This is a genomic window from Xinfangfangia pollutisoli, from assembly GCF_020179405.1.
Classification (GTDB): domain Bacteria; phylum Pseudomonadota; class Alphaproteobacteria; order Rhodobacterales; family Rhodobacteraceae; genus Pseudogemmobacter; species Pseudogemmobacter pollutisoli.
The window spans coordinates 36,620-49,894 of record NZ_JAICBZ010000021.1 but is presented as its reverse complement, the minus strand read 5'-3'; the positions used below and the strand labels follow the sequence as shown (position 1 = coordinate 49,894).

The 13,275-nt window shown below is 67.0% G+C and carries 15 protein-coding genes; 4 read left to right on the top strand and 11 right to left on the bottom strand.

Annotation, left to right across the window (positions count from 1 at the left end; all coding sequences use genetic code 11):
• Positions 1–353, bottom strand: a 353-nt coding sequence (locus K1Y73_RS08890) for an NAD-dependent epimerase/dehydratase family protein (protein WP_404819077.1), incomplete at its 3' end; no start/stop codon positions are given.
• Between the two features lie 128 nt (positions 354–481).
• On the opposite strand from K1Y73_RS08890, the gene K1Y73_RS08885 reads away from it, so the two are divergent.
• Positions 482–1,612, top strand: a complete 1,131-nt coding sequence (locus tag K1Y73_RS08885; protein ID WP_225027933.1) for a polysaccharide biosynthesis/export family protein — start codon at positions 482–484, stop codon at positions 1,610–1,612.
• Positions 1,613–1,637: 25 nt separating this feature from the next.
• On the opposite strand, the gene K1Y73_RS08880 is transcribed toward K1Y73_RS08885, so the two are convergent.
• From K1Y73_RS08880 to K1Y73_RS08865, 4 genes are read right to left on the bottom strand one after another with little or no spacing between them, the layout of a single operon-like run.
• A complete protein-coding gene (locus tag K1Y73_RS08880) occupies positions 1,638–2,084 on the bottom strand; it encodes a MarR family winged helix-turn-helix transcriptional regulator (RefSeq protein ID WP_225027932.1) in 447 nt (148 codons plus the stop codon).
• Entirely contained in the window at positions 2,081–2,911 is an 831-nt protein-coding gene (locus K1Y73_RS08875) for a carbon-nitrogen hydrolase family protein (protein WP_225027931.1), read from the bottom strand. Before K1Y73_RS08875 ends, K1Y73_RS08880 begins: the two co-directional genes overlap by 4 nt.
• The gene (gene grxC / locus K1Y73_RS08870) at positions 2,911–3,171 is read right to left on the bottom strand and encodes a glutaredoxin 3 (protein ID WP_225027930.1); all 261 of its coding nucleotides are present in this window, start codon (positions 3,169–3,171) and stop codon (positions 2,911–2,913) included. Before grxC ends, K1Y73_RS08875 begins: the two co-directional genes overlap by 1 nt.
• 35 nt (positions 3,172–3,206) lie before the next feature.
• Positions 3,207–3,923: a double zinc ribbon domain-containing protein gene (locus K1Y73_RS08865; protein ID WP_225027929.1), complete on the bottom strand. Its 717-nt coding sequence runs from the start codon at positions 3,921–3,923 to the stop codon at positions 3,207–3,209.
• A 30-nt stretch (positions 3,924–3,953) separates the two neighbouring features.
• Between K1Y73_RS08865 and K1Y73_RS08860 the strand changes: the two genes are divergently transcribed.
• A complete protein-coding gene (locus K1Y73_RS08860) occupies positions 3,954–4,796 on the top strand; it encodes a methyltransferase domain-containing protein (protein WP_225027928.1) in 843 nt (280 codons plus the stop codon).
• A 52-nt stretch (positions 4,797–4,848) separates the two neighbouring features.
• On the top strand, positions 4,849–5,919 hold the full coding sequence (hemH, locus tag K1Y73_RS08855) for a ferrochelatase (protein WP_225027927.1): 1,071 nt from the start codon (positions 4,849–4,851) through the stop codon (positions 5,917–5,919).
• Between the two features lie 84 nt (positions 5,920–6,003).
• Here the strand turns inward: hemH and K1Y73_RS08850 are convergent, their stop codons facing one another.
• Together K1Y73_RS08850 and K1Y73_RS08845 are read right to left on the bottom strand one after the other, a co-directional pair.
• The gene (locus K1Y73_RS08850) at positions 6,004–6,183 is read right to left on the bottom strand and encodes a hypothetical protein (RefSeq protein ID WP_225027926.1); all 180 of its coding nucleotides are present in this window, start codon (positions 6,181–6,183) and stop codon (positions 6,004–6,006) included.
• A 145-nt stretch (positions 6,184–6,328) separates the two neighbouring features.
• The gene (locus K1Y73_RS08845; RefSeq protein ID WP_225027925.1) at positions 6,329–6,898 is read right to left on the bottom strand and encodes a L,D-transpeptidase; all 570 of its coding nucleotides are present in this window, start codon (positions 6,896–6,898) and stop codon (positions 6,329–6,331) included.
• Positions 6,899–7,111: 213 nt separating this feature from the next.
• On the opposite strand from K1Y73_RS08845, the gene K1Y73_RS08840 reads away from it, so the two are divergent.
• On the top strand, positions 7,112–7,627 hold the full coding sequence (locus K1Y73_RS08840; protein ID WP_225027924.1) for a CAP domain-containing protein: 516 nt from the start codon (positions 7,112–7,114) through the stop codon (positions 7,625–7,627).
• A gap of 54 nt (positions 7,628–7,681) precedes the next feature.
• On the opposite strand, the gene K1Y73_RS08835 is transcribed toward K1Y73_RS08840, so the two are convergent.
• The 4 genes from K1Y73_RS08835 to K1Y73_RS08820 all read right to left on the bottom strand — a co-directional run bounded on the left by K1Y73_RS08835 (position 7,682) and on the right by K1Y73_RS08820 (position 13,196).
• Positions 7,682–8,146, bottom strand: coding sequence for a L,D-transpeptidase family protein (locus K1Y73_RS08835; RefSeq protein ID WP_225027923.1), 465 nt, complete (start codon positions 8,144–8,146; stop codon positions 7,682–7,684).
• A gap of 117 nt (positions 8,147–8,263) precedes the next feature.
• Positions 8,264–9,493, bottom strand: a complete 1,230-nt coding sequence (locus K1Y73_RS08830; RefSeq protein WP_225027922.1) for a class I SAM-dependent RNA methyltransferase — start codon at positions 9,491–9,493, stop codon at positions 8,264–8,266.
• Entirely contained in the window at positions 9,490–11,352 is a 1,863-nt protein-coding gene (locus K1Y73_RS08825; RefSeq protein ID WP_225027921.1) for an ABC transporter ATP-binding protein, read from the bottom strand. The genes K1Y73_RS08830 and K1Y73_RS08825 overlap by 4 nt, the downstream gene beginning before the upstream one ends.
• Positions 11,352–13,196, bottom strand: coding sequence for an ABC transporter ATP-binding protein (locus K1Y73_RS08820; RefSeq protein WP_225027920.1), 1,845 nt, complete (start codon positions 13,194–13,196; stop codon positions 11,352–11,354). Before K1Y73_RS08820 ends, K1Y73_RS08825 begins: the two co-directional genes overlap by 1 nt.
• Positions 13,197–13,275 lie beyond the last annotated feature (79 nt).

Below are 13,275 nucleotides of genomic sequence, written 5' to 3'. Positions count from 1 at the left end.
GGGTGCCGGTCCTCGTCCGACGGCGCGATGCCGGGCGCATAGACGGCGGCGGTCGAGGTGAAGATCAGCCCGGCGGCGGCATTCCGCCGACAGGCCGCGGCCAGGGGCGCGATCATCGCCGCATTGGCCGCAAGCGCCGCCTCATCGCCGCCGACCACCCCGGCCAGATGCAGCACGACCGCCCCCCGCGGCCAGTCGGGCGCCGGACCCGACAGGATATCCCACTGAATTTCCGCACTTTCGTCGCGCCCGCTGAACCAGATCCGCAGATCCGGCGCCGGACGCGCCGCGAAAGCCCGGCGCAACAGCCGCCCCAGCCGCCCGCCGGAACCCGTCACCACAAGGTCGATCACGCTGAAAGTTACCCCCAGAAATCTGCATGTCGGTGCACGGCGGCGATTGACCACGACCTGTTGGTGATTATGGTCGCGGGACCTGTCTTGTCCACAGGTGTTGGGGCTGCTGCCGCCCGGAGACTCGAATGACCAAGCGACCTTTGATCGGCCTGGGCCTTGCCCTGTCGCTATGTTTTGTTGCGACCGGCTGTGCCGTGCCGAAGGGCGCCGGTCAGGCCAAGCAGATCCTGAAGGGCGCCGAGGAGGAGACCGCCGATTTCGCGGTTTACCCGATCACCCGCGACTCGGTCGCCCGGGTGTCGAAATGGCCCGGCAGCAAAAGCGGACCCGCCATCGCCGGCTGGATCACCCGCAGCCGCGGCCCCGCCGGCAATCTGATCGAGCCGGGCGACAAGCTGGATCTGACGATCTGGGAAACCGGCGACAGCTCGCTTCTGGCGCCGCCCGGCCAGAAGGTTGTGCCGCTGCCCGGCGTGACGGTGCAGCCCGATGGCACGATCTTCCTGCCCTATGCCGACAAGGTCTATGTCGCGAACATGACCCCCGACGAGGCGCGGATCGCCGTTCAGGGCAAGCTGGAGCCGATCGCCCCCGCCGCGCAGGTTCTGGTTGCCCATACGCCGGGCCGCAAATCGACCGTCGATCTGGTCAGCGGCGTGCCGCAGCCCGGCACCTTCCCGCTGCCCGACCGCGACTTCACCATTCTGGCCCTGCTGGCCCAGGGCGGCGGCATTCCGCAGAACATGGAAAACCCGCAGGTGCGGCTGCAGCGCGGCGGCAAGCTGTATGGGATCTCGGCCGAAAAGCTGCTGAAGGACCCCTCGCTCGACACCACGCTGCGCGGCGGTGACAAGGTCTATGTCGAATCCGACAAGCGGTATTTCCTGGCCCTTGGCGCCTCAAGCCGCGAGGCGCCGGTGCCTTTCCCGCGCGACAAAGTCAGCGCGATCGAGGCCGTGTCGCTGATCGGCGGGCTGAACGACATGCGGGCCGACCCGAAGGGCATCCTGGTGCTGCGCGACTATCCGTCCAAGGCGGTGCGCGCCGATGGCAGCGGCCCCTCGAAACAGCGGATGGTCTTTGTCATCGACCTGACCAGCGCCGACGGGCTGTTCAGCGCGGGCGAGTTCTACATCCAGGACAAGGATCTGGTCATCGTGGCCGAAAGCCCGCTGAACGCGACTGCCTCGATCCTGGGCATGATCGCCCCGGTGGTCAGCATCACCCGCAACGCGCAGGTGATCTCCACCAACTAAGCCCGCGGCGCGACGGCGAGGCCGATCAGGCCTCGCTTTCAAAGCGTGCCCGCATCTCGCGCAGCACCGGCAGCACCGCCCGCACCCGGTCGGCGCCCAGCGATTCCACCACATCGGCGATCAAGGGCGCCACCGCCTGCACCGCGGCATCGCGCGCCGCCCGGCCGGCGGGGCTGATTGCCACGAATTTCTGCCGCGCATCGTCCCAATCGGGGCGGATATGCACATGGCCCGCCCATTCCAGCCGCGCCAGCGTATTGGTCATCGCCCCGCGCGTGACATGGAAGGCGCGCGCCAGCTGCGCCGGGGTGCGTTCCTCGGCCACCCGGGCCAGATGGTTCAGCACCGAGAATTGCGACAGTTCCATCCCCTTGGGCAGAACCTTCGAAATCCGGTTGCGGGCCAGCTGGTCGGCCATGAACAATTCGCCGAACAGGGCGACGGCCAGCTCGTCATGACGATCCTGGCTCATGGCCCCTCGATCGCGCGGTCATGGTCGATCGAGGGCACGCGGCCCCGCGCGCGGTCCACTTGCGACAGGTCCAGATCGACGAAGGTCACCCCCGGCTCGGTGCCGGCGTCGGCCAGAACCTCGCCCCAGGGCGCGACAGCCAGGGCATGGCCATGGGTGCGGCGGCCCTTGCCATGCGCTTCGGCGTGAAAGCCGGTCTGCGCAGGGGCCAGCACGAAACAGCCGGTCTCGATCGCACGGGCGCGCAGCAGCACTTCCCAATGCGCGGCGCCGGTGATGTGGTTGAAGGCCGCCGGCACGGTCAGGATCTGCGCGCCTGCCTTGGCCAGCCGGCGGTAGAGATGCGGAAAACGCAGGTCGTAGCAGACGCTCATCCCGATCTTGGCGAAGGGCGTCTCGGCCAGAACCGCCTGCCCGCCGGGCCGGTAGCCCGCGCTTTCGCGGTAGATCTCGGTATCCGACACATTCACGTCGAACATGTGGATCTTGTCATAGCGCGCCGCGATCGTGCCATCCGGGGCGATCAGGAAGGACCGGTTGGCAAAGCGCCCGTCGGCATCGGCGGTGGTCAGGCCCAGGGACCCGATCAAGAGCCAGATCCCCGCCTTTGCCGCCGCCGCGCGCAGGGCGGCCAGGGTTTCATCCTGATCCTCGGGCCGATACACCGCGCGCTGGTGATCGCGCGAGGAAGACAGGCCATTGGTCATCTCGGGCGTCAGCACGAAACCCGCGCCCCCCGCCACCGCCCGGTCGACCAGCGCCAGCGTCGCGGCCAGGTTGGCGGCCGGATCGTCAGAGACATTCAGCTGCAGAAGGGCCGCGCGCATCAGCCTTCCGCCAGCATCGGGTCAAGCTTGCCCCGCGCCTCAAGCGCATGCAGGTCGTCGCTGCCGCCGACATGCACGCCGCCGATGAAGATCTGCGGCACGGTATGGCGCCCGCCGGCGCGCTGCATCATCGCCTGGCGCAGCCCGGCATCGGCGCTGACATCGGTTTCCTCGAAGGGCACGCCCTTCTTCTGCAGCAGCCGCTTCGCGGCCAGGCAATAGGGGCACCAGGGGGTGGTGTAGATTTCGACCTTGGGCATGTCCGACCTCGCATTCGGCAAGACCCTACAGGGTTTCACGACCCTTTCGCAACGCGGGTCAGCGCCAGCACGAAAACCGCGCGCGCGCCGGCCGCGTGCAGCGCCTCGGTCGCGGCGGCGAAGGTGGCGCCCGAGGTCATCACGTCATCGACCAGCAGAAGGTCGCGCCCAGCAATCCGGGCGCGCCGGCCGGGATGGGCGCGGAAGGCCTGCTGAACATTGGCGAATCGGTCATCGCGCAGCCGGCCTTCCTGACTGCCGGTGTTGCGGGCGCGGATCAGCGCATCGGGGCAATGTTCCAGCCCCGCCAGCCTGGCCAGCGCGCCAGACAGCAGCGCCGCCTGATTGTAGCGCCGCCGCCAAAGCCGCCACCGATGCAAAGGCACCGGCACCACCAGCAGGCCCGGCCGCAGCAAGGGCTGGGCCGCGCGCAACAGCCATTGCCCGCCCGGCCGCGCCAGCTCCATCCGGTCGCCATGCTTCAGCGCCAGCACCATCTTGCGGGCATTGCCGTCATACAGCATCGCGGCCCGCCCCGCCGCCCAGGGCCGCGCGATGCGCAGGCAATCGTCGCACAGCACCCCGGCTTCGGCCGGATCGCCGGGCAGGGGCAGGCCGCATTTGCTGCAGCACAGGCCGGTGATGAACGGCGTCTCGCGCCAGCAGGCGGGGCACAGGCCGAATTCGCTGGCGGTCAGCGCATCGCAACTGACGCATTGCGGCGGATAGATCGCCCGGATCAGCGCTTGCATCCCGCCCCCGCCTGCCTATCGTCCGCCGCCATGAATGACGCCCCGCCCCTGACCGACCGTTCCGCCCTGGCCCGCAACCGCGCCCGCGCCCTGGCCCTGCCCGACCCCGCCCTGTTCCTGCAGCATGAAGCGGTGGACGAGGTGCAGGAGAGACTCGCTTCGGTTAACAGAACCTTTACGGCGCCGGCCGTGGTCAGCGGATTTCCGGCGCTTTGGCAGGCGGCCCTGCCCGGGGCGCGGATCGTGGCCGATACGCCGGTGCTGGACCTGCAGGAAGGCGCGCATGATCTGGTGGTGCATGCGATGGCGCTGCATTGGGCCGACGATCCGGTGGGCCAGCTGGTGCAATGCCGCCGCGCGCTGCGGCCCGACGGGCTGTTCCTGGCGCTGTTCTTCGGCGGCCAGACCCTGCACGAATTGCGCGCCGCCCTGGCCGAGGCCGAGGCCGAGGTGACCGGCGGCCTGTCGCCCCGGGTGCTGCCGATGGCCGAGATCCGCGAGGCCGGGGCGCTTTTGCACCGCGCGGGCTTTGCCCTGCCGGTGGCCGACAGTTTCACTCGGCGCGTTAGCTATGGCGATGCGTTCCGGCTGATGGCCGACCTGCGCGCGATGGGCGAAGGCAATGCCCTGGCCGCCCGGCTGCGCCGGCCCAGCCGCCGTGCCGTCTTTTTGCGCATGGCGCAGATCTATGCCGCCAGCTTCCCTGAGCCGGGCGACCGAATCGCCGCCAGCTTCGAGGTGATCTGCCTGACCGGCTGGGCCCCGCATGACAGCCAGCAAAAGCCGCTGCGTCCCGGCTCGGCCGCGCAGCGCCTGTCTGAGGCGCTGAAGGTTCCCGAACATCGCCTGCCGGATTTGCCGCAGGGCAGTTGACCCCCGGCTCTGGCAGGTTATCTGAAACCCGGAACATGCGCAGGAGAGCAAGATGGCATCAGGCATCGACAAGGCGGGCGAGGGCCGGCTGACCCATGCGCCCGCAGACCACCCCCCGGTGGCACGGCCGAAGATCGGCGTTCTTCTGGCCAATCTGGGCACGCCCGACGGCTATGATTACTGGTCGATGCGGCGCTATCTGTCAGAGTTCCTGTCCGACAAGCGGGTGATCGACTACCCGGCCTGGAAGTGGCAGCCGCTGCTGCAGACGGTGATCCTGGCCAAGCGGCCCTTCACCTCGGGCGCGAATTACAAGCTGATCTGGAACACCGAGGCGAATGAAAGCCCGTTGATGACCATCACCAAGGCGCAGACCGCGGCGGTGGCGGCGGCGCTGAAGGACCGGCATGGCGATGCGCTGATGGTCGATTTCTGCATGCGCTACGGCAACCCCTCGACCCAGTCGAAGGTGCGCGCCATGGTGCAGGCGGGCTGCGAGAAGATCGTCTTCTTCCCGCTTTATCCGCATTATGCCGGGGCCACCTCGGCCACGGCGAATGACCAGTTCTTCCGCGCGCTGATGGCCGAAACCCGCCAGCCCGCAGCGCGGGTCGTGCCCGAGTATTTCGAAAATCCGCTGTATATCGAAGCACTTGCGCAATCGGTGGAACGGGCCTGGGCCGCGGCCGAGGTGAAGCCCGATCTTCTGGTGGCCAGCTATCACGGCATGCCGCAGCGCTATCTGCGCCAGGGCGACCCCTATCATTGCCAATGCCAGAAGACGACGCGGCTGCTGCGCGAAAGGCTGGGCTGGGGCAAGGAGATGATCCATACCAGCTTCCAGTCGGTCTTCGGCCCGGAAGAATGGCTGCGGCCCTATACGGTGGAACATGTGGCCGAGCTGGCAAAGGCCGGCAAGAAGCGCATCGCGGTGATCGCCCCGGCCTTTTCGGCCGATTGCATCGAGACGCTGGAAGAGATCAACGGCGAGATCCGCGAGGCCTTCCTGCATGCCGGGGGCGAAGACTTTACCTATATCCCCTGCCTGAACGACGATTCCGCGCATGTGGCGGCACTGGTCTCGGTGATCGAGGACAATCTGGCCGGCTGGATCGGCCGCTGAAGCCGCCGCTGAAGCCGAAGGCAAGCGCGCAAAAGAAAAGGACGGCAGCCGAAACTGCCGTCCTTTCCCAAATTCTGGTCGAACTTAGTTCGAAGCCACGGCGGCGACGATCACCAGCAGCAGCAGCGGGACCAGGATGCCAGCCGACGACGACGAGGTCGCGGCCTTGACGACTTCCGGTTCCATCACCGGCTCGGCCATGCCACCAGCGAAAGCGGTGGAAGCGGCGACCGAGAGCGCGGCGGCGAGCGCGAGTTTCTTCATGATAACCTCCAGTAATTGCGCACCGTCTGGGTTGCAGAGGCGACGGCACGCATCCAAGCTGTTCCTCGTGACTTCCGGTTAAGCAGCACCGCGGCGGAAATGCAATTGGCTGTCGCTGAGGCGCCTCAGCTTGGCCTTCGTGTCGTCAAATTAGCAACACCTGCGTGCCAACTTTGGCCAGTTCGAACAGTTCTTCGATGTGTTCATTATACAACCCGATGCAACCGTTCGAAGATTTCCGGCCGATCTTGCGCGTGTCATGGGTGCCGTGGATCCGGTAATAGGTCCAGCTCAGATACAGCGCGCGCGTGCCCAGCGGGTTGTCCGGCGCCCCGCCCTGCACCACATCGGGCCATTCGGGGTTGCGTTCCTTCATCGACGGCGTCGGCCGCCACGGCGGGTTGACCACCTTCTGCACCACTTCGGTCCGGCCGCGGCGGGTCAGTTCCTCGGACAGCGGCACCGAGGTCGGGTAAAGCCGGTAGATCGACTTGTCCTCGGACCAGTAATGCAGCGCGCGCGACACGGTATCCACCAGGATCGCGCCATTGCGCGTGTCGGTGAAATAACCCTGCCAGTCGAGCATGCGGAAGCTGGAAATGTTGTTGCGGATCGGCGAGGTAGCATCCTGCGCGCGAAGCGGCAGGCTGCTGGCGGCAAAGGCGGCAGCAGCTGTGCCCAGAAGGGCACGGCGGTTGAACCGATCGACGGTCATGACGGTCTCCTGCGGGAAGTCCTGCGTGATTTTTCCCGCAAACTATACGTTTTTGTGAAGATGCGCAAATCACTGGCCCGTGTCACGGCGCTGTCGCGGCGGCCGGCCGCCCGGATCGGCGACTTCCCGCAGAGTTGGGTTTGCCTGTCTTCGCGCCTTCCGGTATTGGAAGGCGAAACGGCCCGCGCGCGGGCCCGGATTGCGGTGGATTGAATGAACAGACGCGCCTTCCTTCTTGTCGCCCCGACCCTTGCGCTGGCAGCCTGTGTCTCGGGCGGGAACGAGGTTCTCTATGGCCCCGATGGCAAGCCGCTGCCGCGCGTCTACAAGATCACCCCCGCTGTGGCCCAGCAGATCCCGTTCCGCTTCCTGGATGCGGTCAACAGCCTGCGCGGCGCCAAGGGGCTGACGCCGGTGGCCTACAATGCCCAGTTGAACGCCGCCGCCGAAACGCATTCGCGCGACATGTCGGTGCAGAACCGGCCCTGGCATTTCGGATCGGATGGCTCCTCGCCGCTGACCCGGGTGCAGCGCGTGGGCTATACCGGGCGGCTCTTGGGCGAGCTGATTTCGGAAACCTACCAGACCGAGCTGGAAACCCTGTCGGCCTGGATGGAGGAAGACGATACCCGCGGCGTGGTCATGGACCCGGCCGCGCGGGAAATCGGTCTGGCCTGGTATCAGGAAGAAAGCGGCAAGATCTGGTGGACGGCGGTCACCGGCGGCTGATCGGCCGCGCGCCCGAATGCTTGCAAGGCCCGGCATGCCGGGCCTGCGCTTCGGTCAGGGCAGGATGTAGATCGGCGTACCCGGCTTGACCATCGAATAGACCACTTCCATCTGCTTGTCGGTGATCGAGATGCAGCCGGCGGTCCAGTCCTTCTGGTAGATCTTCTTCGTCGGCCCGCCATGGATCATGATGTCGCCGCCCGGGCTTTTGCCCATGGACGAGGCATAGGCGCGGTCCGTCTCGTTCGGGTAGCTGACCTTCAGCGACAGGTGATAGGACGAGTTCGGGTTCTTGTAATTGATGTAGTAGACGCCTTCCGGCGTCTTGCCATCGCCTTCAAACTGCTTGTGGCCGACAGGCGCAAAGCCCAGCGCGATGTCGAAATCCTTCAGCACCTTGTCATTGTGCAGCAGATACATCTTGCGATCGGCCTTGTGGACCTGAATCTGGGTCACTTCCGGCCCGTGATAGCTGCGAAACTTGGAATTGCAGGCCGAAAGCCCCACAACCAAGGTCATGACCAGAAGAAGCCTGAACGCCCACATGTCCCGAATGCCCGCTTTTGCCTGTATCTTTTTGCGCGATCTATAGCGGATTCGCGGCTTTCGTGCCAGCGCCGCGGCGGCGCGGCCGTCTCACGGCTTCGTGAAACGCGCCACCAGTTCCACATGCACCGACCAGCGGAACTGGTCGACCACCTGCACCCAGTCCAGCCGGTAGCCGCCGGCGATCAGGATCCGCGCGTCGCGGGCGAAGGTCACCGGGTTGCAGCTGACCATGGCAATCACCGGCACCGAGGACGCCGCCAGAAGCTGCGCCTGCGCCTCGGCCCCGGCGCGCGGCGGGTCGATCACCACGCCGGTCAGACCTTTCAGCTCGTCCGCCTCAAGCGGGCGGCGGAACAGGTCGCGCGTCTCGGCGCTGATCTTCTTCAGGCCCGAGGCCTGCCGCGCCGCCCGGTCCAGCGCCGCGGTCAGCGCCGCATCGCCTTCATAGGCCGCGACTTCGGCCTCTTCCGCCAGCGGCAGGGCGAAGGTCCCCAGGCCGCAGAACAGATCGGCGATCTTCTTCTGCGCGCCCAGCGCTTCGCGCACCAGCGCGACCAGCGCCGCCTCGCCCGGTTCGGTCGCCTGCAGGAAGGCGCCCGGCGGCAGGCCCACCCGGGCCCGGCCCAGCGCCACTTGCGGCTCGGCCGCCTGGGCGATCACCTCGCCCTCCCAGGACAGCCGCGCCAGACCGAAGCGGTCGGCCAGCCGCGCCGCCTCCATGCGCTGCGCCCCGTCCAGGGGCTTGCCGCCCGTCACCGCCACATCGGGGCCGGTCAGGCTGCGGGTCACGGTCAGCGATTGTTCGGTGGTGCGCGAGCCGCCAAAGCCGACCAGCGCCTCAAGCGCCGGCAGCGTGGCCAGCAGATCGGGATGCAGAAGCCGGCAACCCGGCACCGCCACGATCAGATCGCGGCCGCGGGCATGAAAGCCCAGCAAAGCCCCGCCCTTCGTCTTGCGCCCCGACAGCGTCGCCCGCCGCCGCGACAGCGGGGGCGAGGTCACGACCGGGCCGCGAAAGCCCGATTGCAGCCCCTGCTGGCTCAGGGCCTGGGCCACGACACCCTGTTTCCAACCCGCGACAAACCCGTCCGAGACATGCTGCAACTGACAGCCGCCGCAGGTTTTCGCATGCGCGCAAGGTGGCTTCACCCGGTCGGCACTGGGGGTGAGGATGCGGATATTCTCCAGCCGGTCGCCCGCAAGGTCGCCCTCGGCCTGCTCCCCGGGCAGAAGCCCGGCGGCAAAGATCACCCCCTGCGCGGGATCATGGGCGATCCCGTCGCCCAGATGGCCCAGCCTGTCGATCGTCACTTTCACTCGGCAGCCTCTTCGGCATCATCTTCATCCGTGCCCAGGAAGCCGCCCGACTGCCGCTGCCAATAGCGTGCGTAAAGCCCGCCTTTGGCCAAAAGCGTGGCATGGCTGCCTTCCTCGACGATCCGGCCCTGATCCATGACCACGATCCGGTCCATCGCCGCAATGGTCGACAGCCGATGCGCGATGGCCAGCACGGTCTTGCCCACCATCACCCGCTCCAGCGCTTCCTGGATCGAGGCCTCGACTTCGGAATCCAGCGCCGAGGTGGCTTCGTCCAGCACCAGGATCGGCGCGTCCTTCAGGAAGGCGCGCGCCAGCGCGACGCGTTGCCGCTGCCCGCCCGACAGTTTCACCCCCCGCTCGCCCAGGAAGGCATCGAAGCCGCGATTGCCGCGATGGTCGACCAGGTCGCGCACGAAGCCCAGCGCCTCGGCCGCCTCGGTCGCCGCCTCGATCTGGGCCTGGGTGGCATCGGGCCGGCCATAGGCGATGTTGTCACGGGCCGAGCGGTTGAACATCGCGGTTTCCTGCGTGACCATGCCGATCTGCCGGCGCAGGGATTCCTGCGTGACCCGGCGCAGATCCTTGCCATCGACCAGAACCGCGCCCTCTTCGGGGTCGTAAAGCCGCAGCAGCAGCGCCACCAGCGTGGATTTCCCCGCGCCCGAAGCCCCGACAATGCCGATCTTCTCGCCCGGGGCGATCGACAGGTCGATCCGCTGCACCCCGCCGCGCTGGCGGCCATAGGCAAAGCTGACCCCGCGGAACTCGACCGCGCCCTGCACCCGCGGCAGATCCACCGCATCGGGCGCATCGGCCAGCGTATGGGGCGCCGACAGCGTGCGCATGCCATCCTCGACCTCGCCAACCGAGGTATAGATCCCCATCAGGGTAAAGCTGACCCAGCCCGACATCTGCGCGATCCGCAGGGCCACCGCGCCCGCAGCCGCGATATCGCCCGCCGTCGCCGCGCCCTGCTGCCACATCATCAGCGTGCCGCCGATCAGCAGCACCGGCAGAACCCCGGCCAACGCCATCAGGCTGAAGCGGAACCAGGTGGAAATCACCCCGAATTCCAGCGACTTGTCGCGGAAAACCTCCATCGCCTGCAGGGCGACGCGGTCTTCGAAGGCGGCATGGGCGAACAGCTTCACCGTCTTGATATTGGTGATCGTATCGACCACCTGCCCCGAAACCATCGCCCGGCTGGACGCGCGGGCCGCCGAGTTTTCGCGAATCTTCGGCAGGAAGATGCGGATCAGCAGCACATAGGCCACCAGCCAGACCATCAGCGCCAGCGCGATCCAGGGGTCGACCGCCAGCAGGAAGATCGCCGAGCCGATCACCGAGGCCAGGGCGAAGAACACCGTGTTGATCACTTCGGTCGCGGTATCGGTCACAGCCCGCGCCGCCTGCATCTGCTTTTGCGCGATGCGGCCGGCGAAATCATTGTCAAAGAAGGTCACCGCCTGACCCAGGGTCCAGCGATGCAGCCGCGACAGAACCAGCGGCAGGACATTCGGCCCGACCACGATGCTGTTCGAGGCCGAGGACAGGCCGAAGGCCAGCGGCCGGGCCAGCAGGTAGAAGGCCAGGAACCACAGGATCAGATGCCATTGCGCGGCAAAGAAGCCCTGCGCCGGGCTTTCGACCGCCGCATCGACCACCCAACCCAGGATCACCGCCGAGACCACTTCGGTGGCCCCCGCCAGGGCCGAAATCGCCGCCGCCACCGTCAGGGCCGGCCAGGACCCGCGCAGGCACCAGCGCATGAAGGCGCCCAGCTGCTGCGGCGGGGCGCCTTCGGCCGGGCGGAAGGCATCAATCGCGCCGCCCAGGCGCTGGACGAGGCCGTGCATCACTCTGCCTCCTCCTCAAGCCCGATGAAGCCGCCCGACTGACGCGCCCAGAACCGGGCATACAGCCCGTTGCGCGCCAGAAGATCGGCATGGCTGCCCTCTTCCGCGACGCGGCCATCTTCCAGAACGACGATCCGGTCCATGGCGGCAATCGTAGACAGACGGTGCGCGATGGCAATGACCGTCTTGCCCTCCATCACGCCATACAGCGCCTGCTGAATCGCCGCCTCGGCTTCGGAATCCAGGGCCGAGGTCGCCTCGTCCAGGATCAGGATCGGCGCATCCTTCAGGATCACCCGGGTCAACGCCACCCGCTGCCGCTGCCCGCCCGACAGTTTCACCCCCCGCTCGCCGACATGGGCATCATAGCCCTTGCGACCCTGCGGATCTTCCAGCGTCAGGATGAAATCATGCGCCTCGGCGCGTTTCGCGGCGGCGATCATCTCGTCTTCGCTGGCATCGGGGCGGCCATACAGAATGTTGTCGCGGACCGAGCGGTGCAGCAGGCTGCTGTCTTGCTGAACCATGCCGATCTGGCGGCGCAGACTGTCCTGGGTGACCTGCGAAATATCCTGCCCGTCGATCAGGATCCGCCCGCCCTCGCAGTCGTAGAACCGCAAGAGCAGCTTCACCAGCGTCGACTTGCCGGCGCCCGACCGGCCCACGATGCCGATCTTCTCGCCCGGGCGCAGCGACAGGGTCACATCCTGCAACCCGCCATAGCCGCGGCCATAGTGATGGCTGACATGGTCGATCTCGACCTGCCCCCTGGTCAGCGCCAGCGGCTTGGCCGCCTTGGCATCGACCAGACCGACCGGCTGGGCGATGGTCTCCATCCCCTCGGCCACCACGCCCAGCGCCTGCACCAGCGAGGTCGAGGTCCACATGATCCAATAGGTCATGTTGTTCAGCCGCAACACCAGGGCCGAGGCCGCCGCCACCACCCCGATCGTCGCCGTGCCGTGATACCACAGCCAGATCGCCAGACCCGTGACCGACACGATCAGCGCGCCGTTCAGCGTGGTCAGCATCAGATCCATCGCCGTGACGATGCGCATTTCCTTCTGGAAGGCTGTGCGCCCGGTCTCCATCGCCTCGCGGGCATAGGTCAGTTCATTGTCGTGATGGGCGAACAGCTTGACCGAATGGATGTTGGAATAGGCATCGACGATCCGGCCCGTCACCGCCGAACGCGCCTCGGACGAGGCTTTGGCGGCCGGACCGGCGCGGCGGATCGTCCAGCGCACCAGCAGGATATACAGCAGGAACCAGGTCAGAAGCGGCAGGGCCAGCCGCAGATCGGCCTCGCCCAGCATGTAGATCGACCCGATCACCGTGACCAGCGCGAAGGCAAAGGCATCGAAGACCTGAAACACCGCTTCGCCCGCCGAGGTGGGCGTCTGCATCAGCCGGTTGGCGATGCGTCCGGCGAAATCGCTTTCAAAAAAGCCGACCGGTTGGCGCAGCACATGTTTATGCGCGCGCCAACGCACCATCGTGCCGAAATTCGGCAGGATGGTGTTGTGCAGCAAGGCCACATCCACCGCGATCAGCAGCGGCCGCAAGATCAGCACCAGCGCCGCGACGGTCAGGAATTCAGTGCCATGGCTGGCCCAGACCTGCGCCGGCGCGCCTTGGGCCAACAGGTCGACCACCCGTCCGACATACCAGATCAGCGCCACATCGGCCACGCCGGCCAAGACCGACAGCAGGCCGGTCACGATGAACACGCCGCGGAAGGGCGGGAAATGGCCTTTCAGAAAGTCCCAAAGCCGGCGCGGCGGCGCATCGACCTGCGGATGCGGCTGGAACGGATCGACAAGGTTTTCGAAGAAGCGGAACATGGAAGGAGGCCCTTGGTGGAGCGCTAAAGCGGCAGTGTATCTGGAAAAGGCGGCCTTGACGGGACCGCCAACTCAGGAT